This window comes from Pseudomonas sp. LBUM1646 (assembly GCF_059716165.1).
This window is the reverse complement of the sequence record NZ_CP166810.1, coordinates 6,771,926-6,797,955: the sequence shown is the minus strand read 5'-3', so window position 1 is coordinate 6,797,955 and position 26,030 is coordinate 6,771,926. Positions and strand designations below refer to the sequence as shown.

The 26,030-nt window shown below is 57.5% G+C and carries 24 protein-coding genes and 1 pseudogene; 20 read left to right on the top strand and 5 right to left on the bottom strand.

Features of this window, described 5'->3' with window-relative positions; all coding sequences use genetic code 11:
- The first annotated feature begins 22 nt into the window (after positions 1-22).
- The 7 genes and pseudogenes from ACA071_RS31075 to ACA071_RS31045 all read left to right on the top strand — a co-directional run bounded on the left by ACA071_RS31075 (position 23) and on the right by ACA071_RS31045 (position 7,799).
- On the top strand, positions 23-2,095 hold the full coding sequence (locus tag ACA071_RS31075; RefSeq protein WP_497642486.1) for a type VI secretion system Vgr family protein: 2,073 nt from the start codon (positions 23-25) through the stop codon (positions 2,093-2,095).
- Between the two features lie 11 nt (positions 2,096-2,106).
- Positions 2,107-2,913: a toxin Tle1 chaperone Tla1 gene (gene tla1, locus ACA071_RS31070; RefSeq protein ID WP_497642485.1), complete on the top strand. Its 807-nt coding sequence runs from the start codon at positions 2,107-2,109 to the stop codon at positions 2,911-2,913.
- Between the two features lie 217 nt (positions 2,914-3,130).
- Positions 3,131-3,751 (top strand): Tli1a family immunity protein, encoded by a 621-nt coding sequence (tli1a, locus tag ACA071_RS31065; RefSeq protein WP_497642484.1) that lies wholly within the window; start codon positions 3,131-3,133, stop codon positions 3,749-3,751.
- Positions 3,736-6,348: a T6SS phospholipase effector Tle1-like catalytic domain-containing protein gene (locus ACA071_RS31060; protein WP_497642483.1), complete on the top strand. Its 2,613-nt coding sequence runs from the start codon at positions 3,736-3,738 to the stop codon at positions 6,346-6,348. Before tli1a (ACA071_RS31065) ends, ACA071_RS31060 begins: the two co-directional genes overlap by 16 nt.
- A gap of 300 nt (positions 6,349-6,648) precedes the next feature.
- Positions 6,649-6,969: pseudogene (gene tli1a / locus ACA071_RS31055) on the top strand (Tli1a family immunity protein); the annotation flags it as partial.
- Positions 6,954-7,511, top strand: coding sequence for a Tli1a family immunity protein (tli1a, locus tag ACA071_RS31050; RefSeq protein WP_497642482.1), 558 nt, complete (start codon positions 6,954-6,956; stop codon positions 7,509-7,511). The pseudogene tli1a (ACA071_RS31055) and the gene tli1a (ACA071_RS31050), both read left to right, overlap by 16 nt.
- Positions 7,512-7,517: 6 nt before the next feature.
- Positions 7,518-7,799 (top strand): hypothetical protein, encoded by a 282-nt coding sequence (locus ACA071_RS31045; RefSeq protein ID WP_497642481.1) that lies wholly within the window; start codon positions 7,518-7,520, stop codon positions 7,797-7,799.
- Positions 7,800-7,819: 20 nt separating this feature from the next.
- Here the strand turns inward: ACA071_RS31045 and ACA071_RS31040 are convergent, their stop codons facing one another.
- Entirely contained in the window at positions 7,820-7,978 is a 159-nt protein-coding gene (locus ACA071_RS31040; protein ID WP_497642480.1) for a hypothetical protein, read from the bottom strand.
- On the opposite strand from ACA071_RS31040, the gene ACA071_RS31035 reads away from it, so the two are divergent.
- The gene (locus ACA071_RS31035; protein ID WP_497642479.1) at positions 7,977-8,405 is read left to right on the top strand and encodes a hypothetical protein; all 429 of its coding nucleotides are present in this window, start codon (positions 7,977-7,979) and stop codon (positions 8,403-8,405) included. The two genes, ACA071_RS31040 and ACA071_RS31035, sit on opposite strands and share 2 nt — an antisense overlap.
- A gap of 51 nt (positions 8,406-8,456) precedes the next feature.
- Here the strand turns inward: ACA071_RS31035 and ACA071_RS31030 are convergent, their stop codons facing one another.
- Entirely contained in the window at positions 8,457-8,846 is a 390-nt protein-coding gene (locus tag ACA071_RS31030) for a DUF6124 family protein (RefSeq protein WP_497642478.1), read from the bottom strand.
- 390 nt (positions 8,847-9,236) lie between these two features.
- On the opposite strand from ACA071_RS31030, the gene ACA071_RS31025 reads away from it, so the two are divergent.
- The 12 genes from ACA071_RS31025 (at position 9,237) to ACA071_RS30970 (ending at position 21,261) form a co-directional block, all read left to right on the top strand.
- Positions 9,237-10,508: a hypothetical protein gene (locus ACA071_RS31025; protein ID WP_497645411.1), complete on the top strand. Its 1,272-nt coding sequence runs from the start codon at positions 9,237-9,239 to the stop codon at positions 10,506-10,508.
- Between the two features lie 107 nt (positions 10,509-10,615).
- A complete protein-coding gene (locus ACA071_RS31020) occupies positions 10,616-11,101 on the top strand; it encodes a cell division protein (protein ID WP_497642477.1) in 486 nt (161 codons plus the stop codon).
- Positions 11,094-12,536: a TIGR01777 family oxidoreductase gene (locus tag ACA071_RS31015; protein WP_497642476.1), complete on the top strand. Its 1,443-nt coding sequence runs from the start codon at positions 11,094-11,096 to the stop codon at positions 12,534-12,536. The genes ACA071_RS31020 and ACA071_RS31015 overlap by 8 nt, the downstream gene beginning before the upstream one ends.
- Before the next feature lie 9 nt (positions 12,537-12,545).
- Entirely contained in the window at positions 12,546-14,981 is a 2,436-nt protein-coding gene (locus tag ACA071_RS31010; protein ID WP_497642475.1) for a PEP-utilizing enzyme, read from the top strand.
- Positions 14,982-15,006: 25 nt separating this feature from the next.
- Positions 15,007-16,377, top strand: coding sequence for a tetratricopeptide repeat protein (locus tag ACA071_RS31005; RefSeq protein ID WP_497642474.1), 1,371 nt, complete (start codon positions 15,007-15,009; stop codon positions 16,375-16,377).
- Entirely contained in the window at positions 16,374-16,826 is a 453-nt protein-coding gene (locus ACA071_RS31000; protein WP_497642473.1) for a hypothetical protein, read from the top strand. The genes ACA071_RS31005 and ACA071_RS31000 overlap by 4 nt, the downstream gene beginning before the upstream one ends.
- Positions 16,827-16,849: 23 nt before the next feature.
- A complete protein-coding gene (locus ACA071_RS30995) occupies positions 16,850-17,332 on the top strand; it encodes a hypothetical protein (RefSeq protein ID WP_497642472.1) in 483 nt (160 codons plus the stop codon).
- A 39-nt stretch (positions 17,333-17,371) separates the two neighbouring features.
- Complete coding sequence (locus ACA071_RS30990) at positions 17,372-17,920, top strand: hypothetical protein (RefSeq protein ID WP_497642471.1); 549 nt, start codon at positions 17,372-17,374, stop codon at positions 17,918-17,920.
- 49 nt (positions 17,921-17,969) lie between these two features.
- The gene (locus tag ACA071_RS30985) at positions 17,970-18,392 is read left to right on the top strand and encodes a hypothetical protein (protein WP_497642470.1); all 423 of its coding nucleotides are present in this window, start codon (positions 17,970-17,972) and stop codon (positions 18,390-18,392) included.
- Complete coding sequence (locus tag ACA071_RS30980) at positions 18,389-20,119, top strand: tetratricopeptide repeat protein (RefSeq protein ID WP_497642469.1); 1,731 nt, start codon at positions 18,389-18,391, stop codon at positions 20,117-20,119. The genes ACA071_RS30985 and ACA071_RS30980 overlap by 4 nt, the downstream gene beginning before the upstream one ends.
- A complete protein-coding gene (locus ACA071_RS30975) occupies positions 20,116-20,715 on the top strand; it encodes a lysozyme inhibitor LprI family protein (protein ID WP_497642468.1) in 600 nt (199 codons plus the stop codon). Before ACA071_RS30980 ends, ACA071_RS30975 begins: the two co-directional genes overlap by 4 nt.
- Before the next feature lie 162 nt (positions 20,716-20,877).
- Positions 20,878-21,261, top strand: coding sequence for a helicase (locus tag ACA071_RS30970; RefSeq protein WP_201190491.1), 384 nt, complete (start codon positions 20,878-20,880; stop codon positions 21,259-21,261).
- A gap of 98 nt (positions 21,262-21,359) precedes the next feature.
- Here the strand turns inward: ACA071_RS30970 and ACA071_RS30965 are convergent, their stop codons facing one another.
- From ACA071_RS30965 to ACA071_RS30955, 3 genes are all read right to left on the bottom strand, one after another.
- Complete coding sequence (locus tag ACA071_RS30965) at positions 21,360-22,760, bottom strand: aminoacyl-tRNA deacylase and HDOD domain-containing protein (RefSeq protein WP_497642467.1); 1,401 nt, start codon at positions 22,758-22,760, stop codon at positions 21,360-21,362.
- Between the two features lie 79 nt (positions 22,761-22,839).
- Positions 22,840-24,915, bottom strand: a complete 2,076-nt coding sequence (gene recG / locus ACA071_RS30960; RefSeq protein WP_497642466.1) for an ATP-dependent DNA helicase RecG — start codon at positions 24,913-24,915, stop codon at positions 22,840-22,842.
- A gap of 9 nt (positions 24,916-24,924) precedes the next feature.
- Complete coding sequence (locus tag ACA071_RS30955) at positions 24,925-25,854, bottom strand: hydrogen peroxide-inducible genes activator (protein WP_497642465.1); 930 nt, start codon at positions 25,852-25,854, stop codon at positions 24,925-24,927.
- Between the last annotated feature and the right edge of the window lie 176 nt (positions 25,855-26,030).

The following is a 26,030-nucleotide window of genomic DNA, read 5'->3' as shown; positions in this document are numbered from 1 at the left end:
ACACTCGAACAGGGATCGACCAATGTTCAACCCAGCTAACGAAACGCACTTCAGCCTGACCGTTGAAGACTACGTGGGCGACCTGCAAGTGCTGTCGTTCACCGGCACCGAAGGCATCAGCCAGCCCTATCGCATCGACGTGGAACTGGTCAGCGAAAACCCCGACCTGGACCTGGAAAAGCTCCTGCACAAACAGGCGTTCCTGGCGTTCGACCCGCAAGGCTCTGGCATTCACGGCCAGATCTACCGCGTCGCCCAGGGCGATGCCGGCAAACGCCTGACCCGCTACAAAATCTCCCTGGTGCCGCAACTGCAATACCTGCACCACCGCACCAACCAGCGCATCTACCAGCAGATGTCGGCGCCGAAAATCATCGCGCTGATCCTCGAAGAACACGGCATCAAGGGCAACGCCTACAACTTCCAGTTGAGCGTGCCGTGCCCGGATCGTGATTACTGCGTGCAGTACGACGAAACCGACCTGCATTTCGTGCAGCGTTTGTGCGAAGAAGAAGGCATTCACTACCACTTCCAGCACACGCCAAAAGGGCATTTGCTGGTGTTCGGCGACGACCAGACCGTGTTCCCCAAACTCGGCCAGCCCACCGCGTATGTGCAAGGTAGCGGCATGGTCGCCACAGAACCGGTGATCAAAGGCTTCAAGCTACGCCTGGAAACCCGCACCGGCCGCGTCACCCGTCGCGACTACGACTTTGAAAAGCCACGCCTGCAACTCGAAGCCGGCTATAAACCTGAAGGCGAAAGCACCGAACCGGATCTGGAGGATTACGACTACCCCGGCCGTTTCATCGACCGCGCGCGCGGCAAGTTCCTCAGCCAACGCGCCCTCGAACGCCACCGCGCCGACTACCAACAAGCCGAAGGCCACGGCGACCAGACGCGTTTGGTCAGCGGCCACTTCCTGGAACTCTCCGACCACCCGCGCACCGAGTGGAACGACCTCTGGCTGCTCACCGAAATCCTCCACGAAGGCAAACAGCCGCAAGTCCTCGAAGAATCGGTGACCAGCGACACCACCGACAACAAAGACGACTTCCACCAGGGCTACCGCAACCGCTTCCTCGCCACCCCGTGGGCCGTGTTCTACCGCCCGGCGCTGCAACACCCCAAACCCCGCGTCCTCGGCAGTCAAACGGCACTGGTCACCGGCCCTAAAAGCGAAGAAATCCACTGCGACCAATACGGCCGCATCAAAGTGCAATTCCACTGGGACCGCGAAGGCCAGGCCGACGACAAAACCAGCTGCTGGATGCGCGTCTCCTCGAGTTGGGCCGGCGACCGCTACGGCGCCATCGCCATCCCGCGCATCGGCATGGAAGTCCTCGTCACCTTCCTCGAAGGCGACCCCGACCAGCCACTGGTGACCGGGTGCCTGTACCACAAGGAAAACCAGGTCCCCTACGAACTGCCGGCGAACAAAACCCGCACCGTGTTCAAAACCCTCAGCTCACCGGGGGGCGGCGGCTACAACGAACTGCGCATTGAAGACAAAAAAGGCGCGGAACAGATCTACCTGCATGCCCAGCGCGATTGGGATGAAAACATCGAGCACGACCAAAAAATCCGCGTCGGCAATGAACGCCACGACACCGTGGAGAAGAACACCTACACCGAACTCAAAGCCGAAGAACACCGCACCACCATCGCCGACCGCAAGATTGAAACGCGGATGGATGATCACCTGACGATCGGCCAGAGCCAGCATGTGAAGCTCGGGACCGCGCAGCTGACCAGTGCTGGGAAAGAGATTCATCTGAAGGCCGGGGACAAGATTGTCATTGAGGCTGGGATGGAACTCACGGTTAAGGCCGGGGGGAGTTTCATCAAGCTGGATGCCGGTGGGATTACGGTGGTTGGGCCGGTGGTGAAGATTAATGCGGGTGGGTCGGCGGGTTCGGGCACGGGGATCGGGATCAAGCCGCCGGTGCTGCCGGGGGCTGCCGACGCGGACATCGCTGGCGACGTACCGCCCCAGGCACTCGGCAACACACCGACACCGATGCCGCCACCGCCAGTCTGCAAAGAATGCCTGGCACGGGCCAAACGTAACGCCCAGGCCCTGGCCGCGCGATAAAGGACGACTTCATGACCACAAGCAACCTGCACTGGCTCGACGAGTTATGGGTCAACGCCCAGCAACTGCAACACCAGCACCTCGACCTGCTGATCGACGCCACCAGCCTCGACTACCCGCTGCTGCAAGAACTGGCAGAGCAAACCGACGCACCGAAACTGGCCAAACTGTTCGAAAACACCCCGGAAGTCGCCATCGCCGACTTCGGCCCGCTGCTGCTGCGCGTGGAAACTTCCCAACGGCCCTGGCTGAAAACCTTTATCAGCGCCGTCGACTGCAACAAACACGTCGTCGCCCTGTTCAGCCCGTGGACGTTTGAAGCGTTGGCCGACCACTTGCGCGGCTTCCTCCAGGCCCAATGGAACCAGGGCCGCTCGGAAGGCGTGTTGCGCTACTACGACCCGCGCCTGCTGCTGCCCGTCGCCGAAACCCTCACCCCCGCGCAAAGCAACGCCTTCCACGCCGCCGTCATTTCCTGGCACTGGCTCGACCGCGACCAACGCCCACAAAGCCTGCCCGGCAACTACGTCCGCCACGCCGCCGTCCCACCCAGCGCCCCCGTCATGTTCGACCACCCACAAGTGGCCAACCTGCTCGCCTGGACCGAAGCCGACGCCTACCGCATCGACCACTGCGCCATCCCGCAGCACTACGGTCTGAGCCGCAATGAAAGCCTTATTCGTCATCTGTACCGCAGCCAATTGGCGGCGAATCAGAAAGGATTGAAAGAGCCGGAAGAGCGGGAGCCGTTTATTGATCAATGGTTGGTGGAGAACTCGGCGTTTGTGATTGATGAGCCGGTTAGGGCGTTGATTTGAAATTCATTCTCGTAGCACTGGTCGAGAGGATTCTGTCTTCTGGAGGGTGCTGTGCGCGAGTTTTGATGGTTTTGGTGGTGTTAAGCGGTTGCAGCAGTGCCCCATCGACGATGCTGTCGGCACCCGTGACATGTCCCGTTCTTTGATCAGGTACGCGGTTTGTGAAAATTCTACGTTAGTCCCTATAGCTACTGATGAACTTGGAGGAGCCGAAGATATGTCTACATTGATTAATGGGTTTAATAAAATATGCGGTTATGCCTCGTTGATGCCAAAGGTGCTTGCACAAAAATTGTGCTTGGGGTTAAAAAATATCAGCGCTAAGACGAGAGGAATATCATTAATCCTCTCAGTTAGTATGTTCTGTATAAGCGCTTGCAGTGCTGCTCCTAAAATGGTGTCTGCACCGATTACTGGTTACAACCATACATCCGCAGAAATTATAAGCTTCAGTATTAACGGTGCTGGTGGTCCTCGGATCCCACCAAATCAGAGTGGAGGTGAGGTTTGCTGTGGCGTGCTTCCTGTTGAATGGAGCTCTGGAATGAGAGCTGTTATCGAGTGGGACAAAGATTCAAAACCATACGAGTCATTAAAGCGTGATCAGTACGGGCAAATTGTCAAAGAGGCAGCTGTTCGTCACTCCGTTGGTTATTCTCACCACACAGCAACTGTTGACATTCCTAAGTACGCCAAGGAACTTTGTGCGTTGCAGGTTCACTTTCTACCCTGCGACCAAGTAAAAGTATCTACGACTTGCTTTACACCCGGAAACCCTAATTACCCAGATAAAGCGTACTTTCAAGTTAAGGAGTCGGCTTCATGTTCGAATCACTGATGGGGGACGATTCCCCTCCTCCTGAGGGTGCACTAGTTGCCCCGAGTTTTCCTCTTACGCGTCGGCTGCCGAATGATCCGGGGCAGCTGTCGAAGAACATACAGTTGCAGAAGAAAGACGAAAAGGAATTTGGTAATAATCAACGCAAGACTGCTCAGGCTAAGGGCCAGGCGGATATCGGAACGCCCTGCTGTAAAACATTACATATCACACTGGCTTTTGATGGCACCAATAACAACGACCAAGCAGATGGTTCGTCAACCCCAAACTCTCGCAGCAATATAGCTCGGCTTTTCCACGCAAGTTTAGAGTCGTCCTTTGATTTGAAGAATGAGGGCTTCCATAAATATTACTGCCCTGGCGTGGGTACAGTTTTTCCTGATGTAGATGAATATACTCCAGATCAAAATGGCCTTGTTGGAGCAAGTGGTGGCGAAAATCGCATTAATTGGGCTCTTACCAGGTTGCTTGATGCGTTAAATCGAAATTTAGGAGAAAAGAGAGCAGATATCAATGAAACAAAAGCTCTCTTGAAAAAGATGGCAACTAGTTGGCTTGGTAACGTTTTTAGTGCAGGTCTTTTGGAAGACGGTGAAAAAAAACGCGAAGCCGCATTGCGTGAAGAGATTGAAAAACTGCAGGGCAAGATAAAGCAGAGGATCGACTCCGATGAAAAACCACATATATTGGCTATGCGGCTCTATGTATATGGGTTCTCTCGCGGGGCAGCGGAAGCTAGAACGTTCGTTAATTGGTTGCAGAAACTCGTTCGTTGCCAAGGTGTGAATGGTGAAGTTGAGTATCGTTTTGCGGGATTACCAATTTCCGTAAACTTTCTAGGTGTATTTGATACCGTTGCGGCAGTTGGATTGGCTGATAGCCTTCCATTTGCGGCCGGGCATATGGACTGGGCCGACGGCACTATGCGTCTACCTGATGAGGCAGCATCCACTTGCCAGAGCACGGCGTTACCCGATGACTGTACTTTTCTAAAGCGCTGTGTCCATTTGGTTTCTGGCCATGAGCAGCGAGCAAGTTTTCCACTGGATTCAATACGCCGACGTCCTAAAACACCTGACGGCAACCTTGATAAAAATAAAGCTTCGAGTTATCGACAAGGTACGGTCGAATACATTTATCCGGGTGTGCATTCGGATGTAGGCGGGGGATACTCACCAAATGATCAGGGTAAGGCTACCGCTGGCTCAGATCATGTATTGTCGCAAATCGCTTTACAGCACATGTATGCCGAAGCGTTCATGGCAGGTGCGCCATTGACGGTTCCTGAGCCAGCGGTGCAAAAAGGGATTCACGATATTTGGCGAATTATGCCTACGGGCCTTGAGATGGAGTTCATGGTTTCCGAAACACTCATTAAGCGTTTCAATGCTTGGCAAGCACAGTGCAAAAGCGGCCCTTTAGAAGAGATGATGAAGCGTGAACAAGCTTTAATTACTGGATGGCGAATCGATCGGTATGCCGGCGGTGTAGAAAAACAATCGTTTTTCAAAAATGCTGCTCCGGATATGCCGAAGGCTAAAATAGATGCCTGGAAAGCGATTGAAAAGCGACACAATGCAGAAGTTGTGGCTGAAAGCAACAAGCTTCCTGTGCCGGTTTACTCTCAGGCTCAAGCGCAAGAGAATAAGCTGAATGTTCAAATTGTTGGTGGGCAAGAAGAAGTCGACAAGATGCTTTGGAAAAAGGTATTTGAACCACCTTTGGACCATCGACAACTAAGTGCAGCGGCTGCCGAATTTCGTCATGACTACCGACAGGAATGGGGGCCTGTGGAGGATGGGTTTACCGTCCTCGGTGTGGTGGATATGTTGCTGGGCGGAACTGTTTACTTGATAAACGAAGAGGACGAAGCCGAGGAATATACTTACTTGTATAAAGAGGGGACTTCGCGTTATCAAGAAATGTTTAGTACTCCAGGTAAACCAAGAGCAGGTAAAGAGGACTTGGTGGCGCTCTTTGATGATCAGGTCCATGACTCTCGCGCCTGGTTCATGAATTCGGATGACCTCATGGGCCCTCGTGAACCCTTTACAGACTATTTCCGTATTCGGTTAGTCCACTTCGACAATGAGTCGAATAAGCAGTTATCACTTTTGGCTACCGCCGGCCGAGTGGTAGGGGTCGGCATTGCCTTGGCCAGTATTGGGCTGAGCATTAAGAAAAAAGATCCTCGCATGTTGCTGGGACTGTTCTTGCCGTCCTTGGCGCGGCCGGTCCTGAGCGGCAAAGTTGGTCTTCCGGAAATCAGCGCCTTCGACCCGCTTACCGGTATCGCACTACCGATGCTCACTAACCTCGATTCGTTGAGGTCGTTCACCAAAGAACCAGGCGACATGGTGGCTAAAGTCGCCGCATTACCCGCGCTGCAGCCGCTTACCGCAGCCAACGCAAACACTCCAGTCCTTCAGAAAATCCTGGTGGCCCATCAGGCAGTCGAAGCAGCCCGCAAGAAAGACGCTAGTGCCTTGGCAAGTCTGGTGGCCAAAGCGGCTAACGATGAGGATAAGCCCGGAGGCTGGATGGACATGGTGGCCGATCAGGCTGGTAAGTTGAACTCGTCTGAAAAGACTGTGTAATTGCAAAACGCTGAAGGGCGGCTCTTGATGAGCCGTCCTTTGCGTTTTTGCGCTCAGGTTTCTGGACAAGAACTAACGACCGGATGAGGGAGCGGCGCAATTGGTTTTAACGACGAGAAGTATTGCGCTGCTAATCAGCCTGTTTGTGCTGTCTGCATGTAGCACATCACCGAAAATGCTCGGTACGTCAGTGACCGGTTACAACCACACCTCCGCGGCGATCAACTGGTTTAGCGTCAACGGCGCCGGGGGGGGGATGTTGGGCCGCATCAAGGTGGAGGAAGCGAAGTTTGTTGTGGTGTTATACCAAGGGTATGGACTCCTGGATTAAGAGCTATTGTTGAGTGGGAGGCGGATCCTAATTCAAAATCATCAACTAAATGGCCTCCTCTTGGTACGGACGCCTTTCGTGCAGAGTTAAAAAAGCACGCAGCTAAATATACGCACCACACAGTGACTGTCGACATTCCGAGGTATGAAGTCGCAGGTTCTTTAAAAGTGCATTTTCTTCCGTGTGATCAAATTCGCGTATCCGCTGACAACATTAAACGCGGAGAGCCAGGCTACCCATATAACTTTCCAATGAATATGGAGGAGCCGAAGGTATGTCCTGGTTCATGAGTCACGGTTGCGCCAAGGTTGGCCTGTTGATGGTTGGAGTGTTGGCATTGGATGCCTGCAAGACAGGCCCAACAATGCTCGGTACATCAGTGACCGGTTACAACCACACCTCCGCGGCGATCAATTGGTTTAGCGTCAACGGAGCTGGTGGTGGGAATGTTGGGCCGCATCAAGGTGGTGGCAGTGAGGTGTGCTGTGGAGTGGTGCCGCAAGTTTGGGTGCCGGGTTTGAGGGCGATTGTTGAGTGGGAGGCTGATCCTGAGCCGTACGCCTACGGCACGTGGGTTGAAACGCCTTACTCCGACGCTTGGAGAAAACGCATGGCGGAGCAAAAGCGGCGTTACTCACACCACACCGTCGTCGTTGAAATTCCAAAATACGACATCCCCGGAAGCCTGAAAGTCCATTTCTTGCCTTGTGATCAGGTACGTGTTTCGGCCAATGGGGTTCTACCCGGCACGCCTAGTTATCCTTACAACTACCCAATGCACATGGAAGATTCAAAAACTTGTCCTTTTTCCGCATTGATGCAAAAAAGGTAGATTTAAATGTTTAATAAGTTCCACGCAACTGCGTGGCTCGCTTTGTTATTCATCCAGGCTTGTGTTGCGGATGAAGTCCAGGCTCCGCTGGATATTACCGGCGCCAATGGAAGTTTGCTGCAATTCAAAAACTGGCATCAGCATGGCGGGTGGACCGACATAGAATATAAAGGGCCTGATGGTGCATTCAGGCTATACCATTTGCCCAGTATGCTCGAACCTTCGGGTATAGACATGGCTAAAAGGGAACAGATTTATTTATTAGTTGATGATCGGTTGAATTACTAAAAGTTTACGTGTGGCGATTATCAATTTTCTGTGCATGAAAAATCCCATTGTTTTTCTTTTGAAAAGGGCTGCACCAACATGCGATTTCTTATTTTCTCCGCACTCATCTCTGTATTTGCATTGCCCGTTAGCGCCGCGCCTTCCAGCTTGAAAATAGAACCTTCATTGCCCGCTGCCATGGTCGCCGCCATCGAATTGGAAAATCATATCTCGGCGCAGGAGCTTCGCCTGAGACCAAACGGTTCGGTGAGTTGGAAGGGGAGTGTTGTCGGGGCGGTGGCGTATGAGGACGCGATAGGCAGTTGTTCGATTCATACCTATCAGGGCGGTGTTCTGGGCGAGGTGTTTTCGAACGTGCCCTGCAAGTTTAAAGGCCCGCCGAAGCTGAAATCCGACAGGAAAGCTGCGCTGCCGGATGTTGTGTTCGAGTTGGAGGTTTTCCTGCCCAACCGTGGCGCGATGGTGAACCACATCGTGGCGCTGTATTTCGATGCTGAGAAAAACGCTTTTTGCTCAAGCAGCGAGCTAGCTGATTGGTATCTGTCGAAGGGGAAAAACATGATGCCTAATCTTCAGGATGGTACGTGTGAGGTTGGGGCTGGCTGATCGCATTGAGCCGCAGCAAGAAGGGGACATTAAGTCCCCTTCGTACTTTTACTACGCGGCGGCCCGGTGTCCCCCGGGGTCTGGCGCATCAATTTGATCCAGCGCTCGCTCCACCAATAAATGCACGCCGTCCGCCAGTCGGCTCAACGCCAAGGCTACCGAGCGGCGGGTGCCTTCCACATCGTCGGCCAAGTTCGCAGCGATGGCGCTGATGGACAGCAGGTCTTCGGACGCGTTGGCCAGGAGGGTTTCGATGTGAAGGTCGAGGTTAGCGTTGAATAGGGCGCCTTTGCGGCGCTTGGATTTGGGTTTCGCGTCCGGGTTTGGGCCGAGGTGGTAGTCGAGGGCGCGTTCGGCGGCTTCGTGGAGTTTTCTGGAATCGAGGGATTCGTAGGGGGATGTGGATAAGTCGTCTGGTGGATTCGGTGTTGGCTTGATCATAGAAGTAATCCCGTAATTAAGGAGCCGACACCGTTTCGCTTGCGCTTCGAAAGAGGTGGCAGCTGTGCATAGGTGTGCAAGACCGGCGGGATTATCCGGCAGACCCGAAGGTCTCCCATACACAACTGCCATAACGGTTCGCGAGCATAGGAAAACGCACGACGAATTGCCATAACCATTGTGTATCCCACCGAACTTGCACGTTCGAGTCACCGATTTTGCGGTGACGAAGAAAGGTTATCCCTATGAATGCAGCCCGCCTAGTTCACGAACACCCCCACGTATCGAAGGAAATATCCGATGGTTTTGCAGGCAATGTAAGCGGATGATCCGACACTTTTAAACGCAGCCACCACACAGCTTAAACAAGGGGCTTTTTGAGTGATCGACATGGATTGTTTATTGAACAAATACCGAGTAGTACTGAAAGCTGCTTTCCTGCTGAGCCTGTTCCTGGGCAGCGTGCATGCATTCGCTAAAGACTCACCTTGCCCGTTCGAAGTCCCGCAAACAGATCTGAAGGTCGCGAACTGCGCTCAAGAAGGGAGCGTGAACATCCTGAAACTCGTGCCCCGCAACAAACCTGAGTCCACCAACGTCTTCGAAAACCTCCCCACCTTCGTCGTCTCCGGGAAAAACCTGCCGGACATTTTGGCCGTTGTCGGAATCGACAGTGCGCGGCGTTACAACAAGCTGATCGAAGTGCCTCACGCTGAAGAACTCCAGGAATTTTCGGACGCTGCGCCCACAGCAAAAGCGCTAATGAAGCAGCAAGGCTGGACGCTGCTGGACATGAAGAACGTTATCTACCCTGGCCCGGATGACGTTGAAGGGTTTTCATTAACCTGCAACACACTTCAAGCCGAAACAGCCCAGGGTTTTGTCGTGGTTTCGCAGTGCAATACCTTTTATGAAGAGGGTGTATCGAGCCTGAAAGAACTCCTCGCCCGAATTACCTGCGAACCACCAAAAAGTGAAGCCTTCCCAGCGCTGCAAACTGACTCGGGCGCTATCGTCTTCAACTACACCAAACTGCCCGAAGACGAGTCCCAAGACCCCGACGAAAAGGCCATCGACGTCGATTTTGTAAATTGCGCCGACGGTACAACGACGAACATCGGCGGGCTGCCATTCTTGGCGGCCACCGGGCGCGTGCAAGCGGCTTTCCTGGCCCAGGCGAAACCCGATGCGGCGCCGATGTTTTTCATCATTCATGCGGTCGGAATCAGAGCCTATACCGGCGTTAATTATTTGGGCGAGTACTACACCGTTCACGCGTATTCCCCTACGGCGACGGGTTATGTGCGGAATGAGCGGTTGTCGAATTACTTTGGCAATGGCGGCGATATCGCGCGCGATGCCGAGTCGGAAGAGTTGGTCTACACGTTCCCCTATAAAACCGCTGATGACATCGTCGCCAAACTCAACTCCCCAGCCTATAAACATTGGGCAGCGGGAGACAAAGTAACGCTCACAATCAACAAGAAGACCTCCATCTACAGTTCGCCGGTTTTAGCCGACGTGACGAAGATGTATTTGATCCAGGGCGATTCGGTGTTGCAGGAAGGGGTTGAGGCGGGTTGGCTCAAGATCCTGTTCAAAACCCCCAAGGGCAAAGCGATTCGGGGTTGGGTGCAATGCGGCGATGCCGGTGGTTGCTGATGGATACTTCGGCCTGTTAGTGGGCGCTAACCACTGCCATTAATAAATAAATCTGTCCCCGATTTCCTTTAGACTTGCGCCCCTCAAGGAAGCCCTCAGGACACGGAATGCCAGTCCCCTCAAATACCCTTCGCCAAGCCCTGGTGGCTTGGCTATCCGCCGCCGCGCTGGTGCATCTGCTGGTCAGCATCGTGCTGACCTGGGTCGGCCCTTCGGGATGGCTCGACGTCTACCTGCAAAACGTCGACTACGCCTTCTGGACGGACCTGCCACCGCGCGCCGCCCGCGAGCAACAACTCTGGTGGCTCGCCGTGTTCGGCGCCACGCTGCAAAGTTATTCGCTCTACATGCTCGGTCTCGTGCGCATCGGCAATCGCCTGAAAAGTCCCATGGCCTGGGGCTGGTTGATCGCCGGCATCGTGCTGTGGGCGCCGCAGGACATGTGGTTTTCCCTGACGGCGCAGCTCTGGGTGAACCTGTGGATCGACGGCTTTGCACTGCTAACTTTGTTACCGCCGCTGATCTGGCTCTATCGCCACGATCGCCGCACCGCCTCTTCAAACACCACACCGAGTGACGCCGACCATGCCTGATTTTTCTCTTCTGGATTGGGCGGTCGCGCTGCTGATTGCCCAGGCCATTCTGGGTGCACTGGATACCCTTTATCACCACGAACTGACGGTCGCGCTGCCGTATCGGCACAGTGCGCGGCTGGAGTTGTCGATCCACGCGTTGCGTTCGTGTTTCTACGGGGTGCTGTTTTTGGGCATGGCGCATCTGGCGTTTCAGGGCACGTGGGCGATTGTGATTGCGCTGCTGTTTGCCCTGGAGATTTGCCTGACGCTGTGGGATTTCGTGGTCGAGGATCGCAGCCGTAAACTGCCGGCCATCGAGCGGATCATGCACACCGTGTTGGCGGTGAATGGCGGGGCGTTTTTTGCGCTATACGGCGTGCAACTGGCGCAGTGGGCGAGCCTGCCGACGGGCCTGACCGCGATTGATTTCGGCTGGCGCGGCTGGTTGCTGACGTTGTTCGCCATTGGCGTGACGGCCTCTGGCATTCGCGATGGCTTGGCCGCGTTGCGCATGCAGCGCGAAGGCAAACCGTCGAATCCGTTCGCGGGCGGTGCCTATAAGCGCGTGCTGGTGACCGGTGGCACCGGGTTTATCGGCGAAGTGCTGGTCAATCAATTGCTCGACGCTGGTCATACGGTCAGCGTGTTGGCGCGTGATCCGCTGAAGGCGGCGTATCTGTTTGATGGCCGCGCCCGGTGCGTGCGATCGCTAAGCAAACTCGGCTACGACGAAACCTTTGATGTGGTGATCAACCTCGCGGGTGCGCCGGTCGCCGGGCCGCGCTGGAGTGAGAAGCGTCAGGCGCAATTGATCGCCAGTCGGGTCAACACCACCGAAGCGCTGATGACCTGGCTGAAGAACGCCAAGCACAAACCGGCGCTGTGGGTGCAGGCCTCGGCCATCGGTTTCTACGGCGTGCGCGATGCCAGCGAAAACCTGGATGAAGGCGCGAGCAAGGGCGACGGTTTCATGGCCGAGTTGTGCGCCAAATGGGAAGCCGCCGCCCGACCGGCCACCGAGTTTGGCGTGCGTCAAGTGGTGCTGCGCTTGGGCGTGGTGTTCGGTCCGGGCGGTGCGTTGCTGCCGTTGCTGATTCCGTTTCGCCTGGGTTTCGGCGGGCGCATGGGCGATGGCCAGCAGATCATGAGTTGGGTGCATCGCGACGATGTGATTCAAGTGATCGCCCGTGCCTTCGACGACGACAATTTGAGCGGCACGTACAACCTGGTGGCGCCGGATGCGGTGAGTCAGGCCGTGTTCGCCACCAGCGTCGGCAAAGCCCTGAAACGCCCCGTGTGGTTCCACATTCCCGCAGCACCGGTACGCGCGTTGGCCGGCGAAATGGCGCAGTTATTTTTCGACGGTCAGCGGGTGGTGCCGAGCCGATTGACCGAGGCCGGCTACACGTTCCGTTACCCGACCCTCGACGCTGCCCTGCGCGACCTGGCCTGAGGACTGTCCATGAGCAAGCCTGTGATGTACCTGCTGGCCGGCAACGGCAGCGCCGCCGAATGGTGGGATGACGCGTTGCCGCACTTCCAGCGCTACCACGTGGTGCCGCTGGAATTGCCGGGCTTCGGCGACAACCCACAGGCGCCGTGCGAAGACCTCACAGCGTACGCTCAAGCGTTGCTGGCGATGACGGTTGAAGGCAGCGCGATCATGGCGGTCGGGGTCAATGCGTTGCTGGTGTTGCACGCGCTGCAACGTCAGCCGGGGCACTTCTGCCGCAGCGTGTTGCTGGCGCCGGTCGGGGCATTTTTGTGGCAACGACGGCTGCCGGCGCTGATGTCGCCGCTGCCGATTCGCAAGACCATTCATTGGTTGCTGTCGAACAAACCTGCGGTGTTCGCGCACAAGTTCTCCAACCAGACGTGGACGTCCGCGCAGTACCAGCGCATGGGCGCCGGGTATGCGCGCTGTCGCGCGTTTGTGCCGCACTGGGACTTGGTGCGGGCCGACACGGCGTTGCCCCTGCTGGAGTGGATCACCGATCCGGTCGAGTTGGTATGGGGCGATCAGGACAACGTGCTCGGCATCGCCCAGGCTGCGGCGTGGTCGGCGATTCTGGCCCGCGCCGATCTGACCATCAGCCTGAAAACCGGTTGGGGCCATTACCCGTGGATCGACGCGCCGGCCGAATTCGCCACGTGGCTGGAGTCGGGCGAAAGCGGATTCGTCGCGCACACCAAGGGCGGTCGCTTGCGTCTGGCCGAGTTGGCCGGGCAAGCGGTGCCGCCGGCGCTGTCGCTCAACGATTGCGACGATTTGCGTTTGCCGGCGTTTCTCGCCAGCCAGCCGGACGCCACGTGGGCCGTGCGTTCTTCCAGTTACGGTGAGGATCAGGCTGATGCGGCTAATGCCGGGTTGAGTACCACGTTCCTGCGCGAACCGACGGCCAACGTGCCGGCGCGGATTGCCGAGTTGAGCGCGGCGGGCGTGGAAGAAGTGGTGGTGCAGCGCTTCATCACGCCGCAGGTGTCCGGGATCGCTTTTGTGCGGCACCTGTCGGTGGAGCTGGAATGGGTCGAAGGTCATCTTGAGTCGCTGGCCGATGGTCAGGTGAGTCCCGAGCGAGCGATCATTTCCCGCCTCGGCGATTCGTGGAGCAGCGACACGTTCAAGCCGTCCGACGGCCTGACGGCGGACCTGTTGTGGCGCTTTCTGCAAGGCGTGTTGCGGGTCTTTCACTACGTGCCCGGCGACGTCGAATGGGCCTGGGACGGCCAGCAACTCTGGTTGCTGCAATACCGACCGATCAGTGATTACGGCTGGCGCCGGCACCTGACCGCCGCCAACATCGCCGAAATTCTGCCGCCGCAACCGAGCGTGTTCGTGGAATACGCGCAACGACGTGCGGCGGCGAGTATTCCGGCGATCATGGCGCGTTGGGATTCGCGGGTGTTGCAGGATAACGAGCCGTTTACTGCGGTGTTCGGCGGCGCCTCATACATCAACAACGACCTGTTTCTCGCGCGTCTGGCCGACTGGGGTATTTCCGCCAGCAGCTATGCCGGTGAGGTTGGTGGCGCGACACCGCACCTGCCTTGGCGGCCGCTGCGAATGCTGCGTTCGTTGCCGTTGTTCCTGCGCATGCAGCGTATCGCGCGCGGGCATTTGTTGACGTTGGAAAAGCGCTTGCGCCGCTTCGACGAAGAACTGTCCGGACTGATCGCGCAAGGTGCCGATGGCCAACAACTGGCCGACTGGTTCACCCGGTTCTATGTGTTCGTGGTCCAGGGCAACCTGTGCATCGCCACCTCGTTGGCCAGCAGCGGCGGCGATCTGCTGGGCCGGCCGCCCACCGCTTACGACGACCTTGAAAACAGCCCGCATCGATTGCCCTGGGAAACCGATCCAGCCACACCGCGCCCGGCACCGACTGACTTGCCGTTGCAGGCCTTCCCGCAATGGTCCGGGCTTATCCGCGTCGCCCATTCCACCGGCCTGCCGGGCCTGCGCGGTTACTACCTGCAAGTGCGCGAGTGGTACCGCGACAACCTGATGCGGGTGTTCTTCCGTCTGCACCACGCCATGCCGATGGCGGATCGAGCGCATTGGTTTGCACCGCATCCAGACATTCGCAGCCGCGACGGCAGCTTCTGGCAGGACGGTCGCGAAGGCACCGAGCAGGCGACGGGTTTCATGATTTATCCGGGGCAAGTGCAAGGCATTCTGGGCGACGACATTTTGCTCGAAGACACTCTGGACCCCGGTCGCCACGCGCACTACCAGGCCGCGCGGGCGGTGATTGCGCGCATGGGCGGGCGCTTGTCCCACGGCTCGACCTTGTTGCGTGAACTGCGCAAACCTTCGGCGGTGCTGCCTCAAGTCGACGTGGCGTGGCTGGGGTGTGAGGTGTTGTATCGCGATGGTGAACTGACGTTGGTGAAGTAGGTTTTTGATGAAAAGGAATTCTCGTGTGGCGGGTTTGAAGCGTGGGTATCTGGCGTTGTTGGCGTTGGTGATATCGTCGGCTGCGCTTGCGGTGGAGCCGGGTGCTACGCAGTGCCCAAGCACGCAGTTTGCGGCGTTCATCACAGCGTTCACGGCGAATGTGGACACGCAGCCAGCCTTTGTCGCTTCGCCGGTGATGGAGTTGTCGGTGGTCTCCACCGGGTCGAAACCCCGGGTGGTGCAACGGCAGGTGCCGACGTTGGCGCCGCGCTCGTTGGTCGAATTGTCCGCGGATTACATCGCCAAATCCGGGCTGAGCCTGGAGGTTAAGTTGCCCAACTATGTGTTCGTCCGCGACCGCAAAGGCGAGGTGCTGAAGGTCTTTACGTTCAAGTTCGGCGACTGCTGGAAATTGGTGCGGGTCGAAGACTGGTCCCTGGAAAAAGTGCTGTCCGCGCAACAAGGGGAACTGCGCGCTGCGCCGGGTGCTCGCGCCCTGAAGAGAGGCGCGCTGTATGACAAGCTGACGAACGAGTCGGGGTATCCGGCCGATGTGCAATTGTATGTTTCGTCCCTGGACAGTTACCTGGACGGTGCCGCCCAAGGTAACGACCAGGCTGCCTATGCTGCCGCGTCAGTCAGCCTCTCGGGGCAGGCGCCGCGCTTGGACAACAGCAAAATCCTCGAACTTTATACGCAAGGTTCCCGAACGCTCGCCCAGGCCAGCCATGCGCTGTCCGGGTTTTATTGCGACGAAGGCGAGTATGGCGACCCGCGCCCTTGCGCCGACCCGGCAAAGTCCCTGGCGGCGCTGAAAAGGTCCGCAGCGCAAGGTGCGCCTTATGCGCTCAACGACCTTGGCAGTGCCTTTCAACGTGGCACCCTGGGCATTCAGGATTCGCAACGGGCACTGGCTTGTTACCTGGCGGCGGCCAACAAGGGGCTCGAAGATTCACGCACGACCGCAGAGCAGTTGAGCGCTCAAGGCATACGGGTTGATCCGGCCAAGCCCTGCCTGATGCCGGAGCCTGTCGAACACGCCCAGGCGTTGGCTTGCCCTTCGCAGGATTTCTCAGCGTTTTTAACCGACTTCATGGAAAGCCCGGCCATTCAAAAAGCCTTCACCCACGTTCCGATGAAAAAGCTGATCACGGTGGATGCCGAGCCTGAGCCGAAGCAGGTCAGCACGTTGCTGGATCGCAGTGAGCTGCTATTCCCGCTGATCCCCGAGGCGAAGGCACGTGAGACGCAAGGGCTGACGCTAGAGATCGTGGACAAGAGCGACACGTCGGCGACGGTGAAACTGCAAAAGCCGGATACGGGTTATCAGGTGATTTACCGGTTCAGTTTTGAGGGGTGTTGGGGGCTGGATGAAGTGCAGGATTTTTCGATTTGAAGGCGGGTTATTTCAAGGGATTTGAAGTGAAAGGATGGCTGCTGTTGGTGATTGGCGTGCTGCCGTTGACGGCTCAGTGCGAGGTGGTGTCGGAAATCTATTGTTTTGGGACTGGTGAGTCGAGCCCGGTGAATTTCGAGCTGCGAACCTATTACGACGAAACGAACAAATGGCACGGTGGGTTTGTTAAGTACGCTTCCTCCGGTGTGGCGATTCCTCTGGTTTTAACCGACAGCGAATCTGAAGAAGTGAGCCCGGACAGGCCATGGCAGACCACAAGGACATGGTCTGAAGTGCTTGAGGGAAAGGTGACGGGTGCATACGAAATGGTGAGCCAGGGCGGGATGATCGTTTCGATGAGCTACACGAATAAGTCGAGCGGCAAGGAATACGGATTTTTGTATACGCCCACCGAAGTCTCTTTGGAGAAAGGTTGCCAATGGGAATAGTCAGTTTGCTGAGGAGTTACAACTTGAAAGGACTGTCGATTTTATTAGGCTGCGTCCTGGCGGGTGCAGCCTCTTTGTCTTTCGCCTCCGATCCATCCTTCACAGACTTCAAGGTCACCGAAGTGTTTACCGGTCCAAACCACGCTCCGGTGCCACAGGAAAACAGCAACCAATGGATGGATGAAGCGCGCGCGCAAGCCCTCGCCGGCAAGGTCAATTTCGCCGGGCACTACGTTCTGCATAAGGCTGGCTGTGGCGGCAGCGCCCTGTGTGTCGAGGTGCTGGACGCGCAGACGGGCGAGGTCGCGACGGGGCTGCCCAATGCCTACGACGGCAACTTGCTGGCGCTGTCTTACCAGCCCGACAGCAACTTGATCATCGTCTCCGGCATCACCGTCGACACCGAAGAAGACCTGAAGGGTAAACGGCTGAAGAATCGCGACCGGACTCGCTACTACGAGTTTGTGAACAACGAATTCCGGTTGTTGAAAATCACTGACTCCTAAGCGGAAAACATGCGGGTTAGTGCCTTGAGGACTTGTTCCATGATTCAGCGTTTTTGCGTGGGCAGCGTTTCAGCGCTGTTCGCACTGGCGGTTTTTGCCGCCCCACCGGATGCCTATACCCAACGCGACGTCATGCAGTGCGGTGGCGTGGAAGTGGCATTGATTTCGTATTGCCGGTCGGTGACGGTGCAGGACGATCAAGACCACCTGCTCCCGGTGTGCTCCGACCAGACCATCAACATCAACGGCAAAGTGCTCCGGCGCGAAATTGCCCGGGTTTCCCAATTGACCACGGACGGCGCAACCACGCCGATGTTGGCCAATGTGGTGGTGGCGATGGATTGCCTCAAAGGGACCAAGGGTAGTTTGGTCGCCATTGGTGGTTACGGTGGTTGTAACGCTTGCCCGGAATGGCACGGCTATTACTCAACGGCGGGCAAGTTGGAAATGTATGCCTACAGCAATGCTTACCGATCGTTTTGCTCCAAAGGCTCACCTGAAGCGTTGATCCAAGCCTACGGCGTGACCGCGAAAGACTTTCGCGAGGAAAGTCCGGCGGTAAAAAAGATTACTTATGGGCAGCCTTGATCTGGCTGGATGCAAGAGTGCGGGACTAATCAAAACAAAGGAGTTGTCTTTGAAAAAGTTATTGATGCTGATGTTGCTGGCCTTCCCCGTATTCGCTCACAGCGAAGTGGAAACGGAAATTAACTGTTTTCGATCCCTGGAAGGCAAGGACATAAAACTGGAGTTCAGGATCTACCGTGATGAGGCCGCCAAGTGGAGCGGGGCGGGGGCCAAGTATGGGACGTCCAAAGAGTCGATCCCGCTGGTATTCAAAAGTACCGAGCAAGAAGAAATGGCCGAGGGCCGGCCTTTTCAATTCACCACCACCTGGGTCGAAGTCGTTGGCGGCGCCGTCACCGGTGAATACGTCATGGTTCGTCAAGGTGCGCTGATTTACGGCATGTCGTACACCAATGCCAAAACCAAGAAGCGGTTTGAGTTTGAGCATCACCCGTTGATTGAGACTTCTGCTGAGAAGGGGTGTCAGTGGTGAAGCTGTTTACCTTGAAGATTTCAATGTTCCTGATGGCACTATTGAACTTTGGCGGCGCGGGTGCCGCAGAGTCTGTATTCCCGCATGCAACCCTCTGTGAGCCTTACGGCAAGGCGCCCGGCGGTTGTTCCGTTGCCATGGATGCAGACGGCTATATTTTAGATGCCAGCTCAGGAAAGCGACTGTTCGACGACGCGGAATATACCGGCGCGATGTTTACCAACGCGCTGTATCGATCCGGCAGACAGTACATTCTGGACAGTGAGAATTACTCTTCCGCTAAATCTCGCCGTTGGGTGGTCTTCAGTTATGACGGCAAAGAAGTCGTCCTGAACCATCTCTATATTTTTTCCCAGCATATCTCGATGCAATCGGGCCCTTACTGGCATGGCTATGACTGCCGTGCGGTCAGCGGGAAGTTGGGTCCGCATGCGGGGCAGAGACTGTTGGAATCGGCCTCCGACACCCTTTGCAAGGACGTTGAAGCCAGCGTGGTGACAGTTGCGGATCAAGCTCCGGCCTCTTCGAAGGCCGGTTCGCTGGCGGTCAGTGTGCCGGTGTACAGCGACGGGCAACGCAATGGCGCGGCAACTTATGTGTTCGAGGGGACGGACGAGCCTGAGTTTTTGAAGATGGCGTGTGATTCCGGCTGCGCGCTTCCCTTGAAAGAAACGGCTTCGCTGAGTACGGGTGAAGTCGCGCAACCGAGCTCCACTGCCAACCCGCCAACGGTGATCAAGCAGCAACAGGCCAGTTTATTGGGCGATGCATCCCGTCAAAACGTGTCTGTGCTGTCCGGTGAAGCCGGTGCAGACTCCCGTCGCCTGCAGATCACACCTGAACACAGCACCGGCAACGACATCCTGCTGGATACCGCCAAGGCATTGCCGTTGATCAAGAGCCAATACTCGTCGGCCATGAGCGATATCTTCAGCGTCCACATCATCAGCAACCCGGCGGGTGTGCTGAAAGTCATCGATATGCAAGGTGACTCCGTGTCGGTCAAGCAGCCTTCTGCCGAAGCCGGGAACGCCCTTGTGCTGGTCAGCAACGAAGAAGATAACGCCGTTTATAACTTCAACCTGGTGTTTCGCTACAACAAAAACACCAGGCAGTTCGAGCTGAAACATGTATTGCAGGTGGTCAACAACGAGTCCTGTGATCACTCGGTTGTCAGTGTTGAAGAAGTACCCAAAAGCCTGATCGGCGAAATGTCCTTGGCGTCTTTCGATGGCCGCAAGCTGTTTGAGCAGTTGTCTGAATTGCGCATTCAAGCGGGCGGCGATTACAAAAAATTGATGATGACGGACGTCGCGGAACAGCTCGACAAGGCGTTGGCGCTGTATCGAAAAGGGCAGACCGAGGCCGTCTCGGAGTTGATGGGAAGCTTCCTGATGTACAACAACGCAGGCCAATGCGATCCGGATAGCTACATAGCGCAAAAGTATGACTTCGCGCAGATGCAGGGTTGGTCCAACGACCTGGGGTTTCTCTTCGGTGAAACCGGCTACTACGAAGAATCCACTGAGTTGTTGAACGCAGTGATCGCCAGGAATCCCACCCGCACCGTGGCCTATCTCAACCTCGCCGACAGTTACTGGGGCCTGAAGAATAAAGCGCTGGCGGCGCAGGCCTACAAGCAGTACGCCTCGTTGATGACCGACGCGGGCAAGGCGTCGAAGATTCCTGCGCGAGTGGCTGAGCGTAGTGATGGAGCGGTGGAATGAACGGATGCAAAAAGGTGTTTTTGAATTTCGCAGGCGTGGTCCTTGCGGCGTCCATGTCCCCGGTTTTCGCCCAGCCTAACTGCAATCTCGACAGTTTTGAGACGCCTGATTGGTTGATCTGCAGCCAGCAAACCTTCGAATCACTCGACGCTGCATTGAACGATCAATACAAAAAAGCACTGGCCAGCTTGTCCCCGGACGACAGGCAGTTGTTGGTTGATGTGCAGCGCAGTTGGGTGAAGTTCAAGGAAGAATACTGCGAAACGCTTTATCAAAAGGCTGAGGCGGGTGAGGCGGCGGCACTCAAAAAGTGGTCCTGTTTGCTGCACACCACCAATGGCCGGCTGAACGAATTGATGTATTTGCAGACCGGGATGACCAACGATGGGTTCTACAACGCGACCCTGGCGATGGTGGGTAAAGACAACGCCATGACGATGGAGGCCGCGGCGGAACGGTTAGGCGGCGAGCCGTTGGTTGACCCGGTTTGGCAGCACTACGTGGCTGGCCATTGTGAGATGGCTTACGGTCTGTTCCGAGAAGACCTGGATCTATGTGGGCAGCGGATGCGTTTTCAGTTGCCCATCAATCGTTGATAGTGGGCCGTGGAGGCGATCATATCGTCAGTTGAAAAACGTGACTTGGCAGTCATTGGCGCCAAAAACTGCATCATCTTCTTCAAACACAACCCAATAGTGTCGTCATCCCCCGAAGCCGCTACACTGCGCCGGCCGTTCATTTCTTTTGAGGCTGTGCGCATGAAATTTCGTTTTCTACTGTGGATGCTGGGTTTGTTGATGGGTAAGGCCAGCCGGACTAATCCTGCATTTCAACAGCAGTTGGGTGACAAGGAACTGGTGTTTCAACTCCAGACCCTGGACGGGAAAGTGGCGCGGCATTTCCTGGTGAAGGATCAGCGCATTACCAGCAAGTCCGGCGTGTATGCCGAGCCGGCGTTTGCGATTGCCTTTAAAGACGCGGCGTATGGCTTTGCCACGATGCAGGCGAAGAACAAGCAGTTGGCGTTTATGACGGGGATTCAGGACAAGTCGATTCAGATCAAGGGCAACCCGGCGTTGGTGATCTGGTTTCAGGGGTTGACCAAGTATTTGAAGCCTAGGAAGGCTAAACCTAAGGCTTGAGGTCTTTCAGATAGACCGAAGTGGATTCTTCGCGGGCAAGCCTCGCTCCTACAGGGTTTCGTTGATCCCTGTAGGAGCGAGGCTTGCCCGCGAAGCTTTTAAGCCTGGGTGAACTGCGAAGCCAGTTCGCGCAGCAGCACTTCGGCTTCGAGGACTTTGCTGACCACGTCGTTAGCCTTGTCGCGAGTCAGCCCCACACGCTCCAGCAGCGCATCGGGGATGTCTTCATCCGGTCCGGAGCCAATCCCGCGACTGCGCAGCAAACGCACCGCCAGACACACCAGGTTCGGGTATTCGGCATACGCGCCGTCATAGCCCGGATCGTGCTGGAAGCGCAGCGCCGTAGCCAATTCATCCGGCATGTCCCAATAGCGCATCAACCACGAGCCAATCTGTTCGCGGCTGATGCCCAGCAGGTGTTGCTCGACGTAGCTGTGGCACAGGTGCGGGTTGACCTCCAGGTGGCGGCAGATCAGTGAGAAGTGCGGCGGGAAGACGTGGGCCAGCAGCAAGTAGCCGAAGTTGTGCAGCAGGCCTGCGAGGTAGGTCAGGCCGGCTTCCGGGCGCTGGGCACGGGGCATGGCGCGAGTCAGGCCTTCGATGACGGCGGCGGTGTAGATCGATTGCTGCCAGTACGGCGTCGTATGTTGCGGGTGGTCTTTGGGCAGGCTCAGGGTTTTGCCCAAGGCCAGGCCCAGCGCGAGGTTGATCACCAGATCAAAACCCAGCACGCGGACGATCGCATCTTCCACCGAACGAATCTTTCCCGGCGAGGCGTAGTACGGCGAGGCGGCCCAGCTCACGACTTGTGCGGCCAGGGCAGGGTCGGTTTCGACGACGCCGGTGATGTCGTCGATGGTGGCGTTGGGGTCGACCCGCAGTTTGATGATTTTCTGCGCGGTTTCGGCCAACGGCGGAATTTCGATGGTGGCTTCCAGACGTTGCTGGATGCGTCGCGCGGTGAACGCCTGGACGGCCTGGGTGATTTCCTCGCGGTCGTCGTCTGGGCGGTCGAGGTTCGGGCGGATGCTGGTCAAGGCTTCGCCGAAGTTGGCGGCGCTAGCCTTGGTCAGCATGCTCTTGAAGGCTTCGCTGGTGATTTCCAGCAGCACGTTCGGCTCGCCCGAGTTGATCAGCAACTTCGGTTCGCGCAGCAAGCTTTCTTCGTACAGGCATGGCGAACTGGTGAGCGCCGGCAGGCCGGGCAGCAGGCTCAGGCTGTGTTTGCCGAGCATCTTCTCCAGGCGTTCGGTCGAGACAGCGGTCAGTCGGCGGCCGGTCAGTTCGGCGAGGCGATTGAGGTCCAGCAATTGGCTCTGCGGGAACAGCACCATAAGCGCGCCGACAGCATCGTCGAGCAAAACCGCCTGCACTTTACGCGCGGCGTTCAGGCCGTGATGGTCGAGGACTTCTTCGTAGGCGATACCCAGCTTGCCGAGCAGCAGCCGAATAACAGACGGAGCGTGCGGGGTTTCGGGGACGAGGGCAGCTTCGGTCATGGTGTGTATCCGTTTTTGAAACAATTGCTGGAGTATAACCAGCTTGTTTAAAGCCATGGTCCAGAAACTGCGACGGTGCTCACACTTGGCCGTATTGCTGCCCGTGACGCAGCCAGCGATCAAGCAATGGGCTGACGTGGTCCGGCCAGCGCTCCATCAGCGCCTGGGCCGCATCGCGTACGGCGGGCAGCAAATCGGCGTCGCGCATCAGGTCCGCGACCTTGAATTGCAGCAAGCCGGTCTGGCGCGTGCCGAGCATTTCGCCGGGGCCGCGCAGTTCGAGGTCTTTTTCGGCGATGACAAAACCATCGTTGGTTTCACGCATGATGCCCAGTCGCTGGCGACCGATCTGTGACAGCGGCGGATGATAAAGCAGCACGCAGTGACTGGCGGCGCTGCCCCGGCCGACGCGACCGCGTAACTGGTGCAGCTGCGCCAGGCCGAGGCGTTCCGGATTTTCAATGATCATCAGGCTGGCGTTCGGGACGTCGACGCCGACTTCGATCACCGTGGTGGCGACCAGCAGTTGCAGGTTGCCGGCCTTGAATTCGGCCATGACCGAGGCTTTCTCGGCAGGCTTCATGCGCCCGTGGATTAGCCCGACCTTCAACTCGCCGAGGGCGGCGGTGAGGTCTTCGTAGGTGGTTTCCGCGGCCTGGCAGGTCAGCTCTTCGGATTCTTCGATCAGCGTGCAAACCCAGTAGGCCTGGCGCCCTTCGGCACAGGCACCGCGCACCCGTTCGATCACTTCGACGCGCCGGGTATCGGTGACCAGCACGGTGTTGACCGGGGTCCGGCCGGGCGGCAGTTCGTCGAGGATCGAGGTGTCGAGGTCGGCGTAGGCGCTCATGGCCAACGTCCGTGGAATCGGCGTGGCAGTCATGATCAGTTGGTGCGGGCACATCCGCCCGCCAACGCCTTTCTGCCGTAGCGCCAAACGCTGCTGGACGCCGAAACGGTGTTGTTCGTCGATGATAGCCAGTGCCAGGTTCTTGAATTTCACTTCTTCCTGGAACAAGGCGTGGGTGCCGACCACCATCGGCGCACCGTTGGCGATTTGCTCCAGCGCCGCGACGCGGTTCTTGCCCTTGAGCTTGCCGGCCAGCCACGCGACTTCGATGCCCAGCGGTTCGAGCCAGCGCTTGAAGGTGATGAAGTGCTGCTCGGCGAGAATCTCGGTGGGCGCCATTAATGCGACCTGATAACCAGCCTCCAGCGCTTGCAACGCGGCGAGGGCGGCGACCACGGTTTTGCCCGCGCCAACGTCGCCCTGGATCAGCCGCAGCATTGGTTCGTGCTGACTGAGGTCGTAGGCGATTTCGTTGCCGACTCGTTGCTGGGCGCCGGTCGGCGTGAAGCCGAGATTGGCCAGGTACTTGGCCGGCAACTTGGTGGCTTTCGGCATTGCCGGGGCGCGCAGGGAACGCATGCTTTCGCGCAGGCGCTGCTGGGACAGTTGATGCGTCAGCAGTTCTTCGAAAGCCAAGCGGTGTTGCGCCCAGTGATGGCCAAGGGCGAGTTCATCGACGTCGGCATCGGCGGGCGGGTGATGCAAGTAGCGGATTGCATCGGCCAGCGGCGCCAGTTGATAGTCCCGGGCCAGTTCGGTCGGCAGCCAGTCGGGCAAGCTGCTGGGGCCGAGCAGGGTCAGGGTTTGCATGCACAGTTGGCGCAGGCGTTGTTGAGTCAGGCCTTCGGTGAGCGGATAGACCGGGGTCAGGGTTTCATCCACCGGCGGCGGCTCGTCGCCAGTGATGGCGCGGTATTCCGGGTGGTAGATTTCCAGCCCCGACGCACCGGGCCGCGCTTCGCCGTAGCAGCGAATCCGCGTGCCACGCTTGAGGCCTTCTTTCTGGGCGTTGCTGAAATGGTAGAAGCGCAGGCTCAGGCCACCAGTGCCGTCCTGGATCCGTACCACGAGGCTGCGGCGTCGGCCCATGACCACGTCGGCGCCGCTGACGGTGCCTTCGATAACCGCGTCTTGTCCCGGTCGCAAGTGGCCAATCGGGACCACGCGAGTGCGATCCTGATAGCGCAGCGGCAGGTGAAACAGCACGTCCTGGAGATTCTCCAGGCCAACCTTGGCCAATTTCTCGGCCATGGCGTCACCGACACCCTTGAGTGCCGTCACCGACACTTGCGACAACTCGGTCATGGCAGCGACTTAACCGGCCACCACCGGCGCTTGTGGCTTGGCCACCGAGCACAGGCGAATGGAGTCAGCGAGGATTTCAATGGCCTTCGGCCGTGGGAAGCTGGCGCGCCAGGCGATGGCCACGGTGCGGAACGGCACCGGCGGCGACAGTGGGCGCACGGCGATCACGCCGGGGGCGTAGTGGTGGCTGTCGACCGCCGAGAGCGGCAGGATCGAAATGCCGAGGCCGGAAGCGACCATGTGGCGAATGGTTTCCAGGGAACTGGATTCCACCGTGGTGTGTTTGGCGCCGTCGTTGCCTTTGCCCAGGGTCGGGCAGGCTTCCAGCACTTGATCGCGGAAGCAGTGGCCTTCGCCGAGCAGCAGCAGGCTCTTGTCGTTGAGCAGGCTGGCGTCGATGGTTTCTTTCTGGGTCCACGGGTGCTGGGCCGGCATCAGGACGTAGAACGGCTCGTCGTAGAGCTGCAGGGTCAGCACGTCGGCTTCGTTGAACGGCAGGGCGATGATGATCGCGTCGAGCTCGCCGTTGCGCAGTTTGTCGCGCAGCACGTGGGTGAAGTTTTCTTCGATGTACAACGGCATCTGCGGGGCGACCCGGTGCAGTTGCGGAATCAGGTGCGGGAACAGGTACGGGCCGACGGTGTAGATCGCGCCGACTTTCAGCGGAGCGGTCAGCTGGTTCTTGCCGGCCTGGGCCAGTTCGCGGATGCCTTGGGCCTGTTCCAGGACTTTTTGCGCCTGGGCCACGATGCCTTCGCCGACCGGAGTCAGGCGCACGGCGCTCTTGCTGCGCTCGAAAATCAGCACGCCGAGTTCGTCTTCAAGCTTTTTCACGCCCACCGATAGGGTCGGCTGGCTGACGTGGCAACGCTCGGCCGCGTGGCCGAAGTGCTGCTCTTGGGCGAGGGTAACGATGTAGCGTAATTCTGTAAGAGTCATAGCGAGCGTCCATGAAGTTGCGGGCCAAGCATACCGGCTGCAATCGATAGACGCACGTTATCAGAGAGAGTGTGTTGAGTGACACAGGGCAATGCGCGTTTGCCGCTGGCGGATATGCAAAAGGCACCTTTCGGTGCCTTTTAGGAGGTCTTGTTGTCGCCGCAGAACCTGTAGGA

What these genes read in the sequence shown, in the direction of transcription:
- ACA071_RS31075 (WP_497642486.1), top strand. Translation starts at nt 23, where the DNA reads ATGTTCAACCCAGCTAACGAAACGCACTTCAGCCTGACCGTTGAAGAC.
- tla1 (WP_497642485.1), top strand. Translation starts at nt 2,107, where the DNA reads ATGACCACAAGCAACCTGCACTGGCTCGACGAGTTATGGGTCAACGCC.
- tli1a (WP_497642484.1), top strand. Translation starts at nt 3,131, where the DNA reads ATGTCTACATTGATTAATGGGTTTAATAAAATATGCGGTTATGCCTCG.
- ACA071_RS31060 (WP_497642483.1), top strand. Translation starts at nt 3,736, where the DNA reads ATGTTCGAATCACTGATGGGGGACGATTCCCCTCCTCCTGAGGGTGCA.
- tli1a (WP_497642482.1), top strand. Translation starts at nt 6,954, where the DNA reads ATGTCCTGGTTCATGAGTCACGGTTGCGCCAAGGTTGGCCTGTTGATG.
- ACA071_RS31045 (WP_497642481.1), top strand. Translation starts at nt 7,518, where the DNA reads ATGTTTAATAAGTTCCACGCAACTGCGTGGCTCGCTTTGTTATTCATC.
- ACA071_RS31035 (WP_497642479.1), top strand. Translation starts at nt 7,977, where the DNA reads ATGGTCGCCGCCATCGAATTGGAAAATCATATCTCGGCGCAGGAGCTT.
- ACA071_RS31040 (WP_497642480.1), bottom strand. Translation starts at nt 7,978, where the DNA reads ATGGCAGCGGGCAATGAAGGTTCTATTTTCAAGCTGGAAGGCGCGGCG.
- ACA071_RS31030 (WP_497642478.1), bottom strand. Translation starts at nt 8,846, where the DNA reads ATGATCAAGCCAACACCGAATCCACCAGACGACTTATCCACATCCCCC.
- ACA071_RS31025 (WP_497645411.1), top strand. Translation starts at nt 9,237, where the DNA reads ATGGATTGTTTATTGAACAAATACCGAGTAGTACTGAAAGCTGCTTTC.
- ACA071_RS31020 (WP_497642477.1), top strand. Translation starts at nt 10,616, where the DNA reads ATGCCAGTCCCCTCAAATACCCTTCGCCAAGCCCTGGTGGCTTGGCTA.
- ACA071_RS31015 (WP_497642476.1), top strand. Translation starts at nt 11,094, where the DNA reads ATGCCTGATTTTTCTCTTCTGGATTGGGCGGTCGCGCTGCTGATTGCC.
- ACA071_RS31010 (WP_497642475.1), top strand. Translation starts at nt 12,546, where the DNA reads ATGAGCAAGCCTGTGATGTACCTGCTGGCCGGCAACGGCAGCGCCGCC.
- ACA071_RS30990 (WP_497642471.1), top strand. Translation starts at nt 17,372, where the DNA reads ATGATTCAGCGTTTTTGCGTGGGCAGCGTTTCAGCGCTGTTCGCACTG.
- ACA071_RS30975 (WP_497642468.1), top strand. Translation starts at nt 20,116, where the DNA reads ATGAACGGATGCAAAAAGGTGTTTTTGAATTTCGCAGGCGTGGTCCTT.
- ACA071_RS30970 (WP_201190491.1), top strand. Translation starts at nt 20,878, where the DNA reads ATGAAATTTCGTTTTCTACTGTGGATGCTGGGTTTGTTGATGGGTAAG.
- ACA071_RS30965 (WP_497642467.1), bottom strand. Translation starts at nt 22,760, where the DNA reads ATGACCGAAGCTGCCCTCGTCCCCGAAACCCCGCACGCTCCGTCTGTT.
- recG (WP_497642466.1), bottom strand. Translation starts at nt 24,915, where the DNA reads ATGACCGAGTTGTCGCAAGTGTCGGTGACGGCACTCAAGGGTGTCGGT.
- ACA071_RS30955 (WP_497642465.1), bottom strand. Translation starts at nt 25,854, where the DNA reads ATGACTCTTACAGAATTACGCTACATCGTTACCCTCGCCCAAGAGCAG.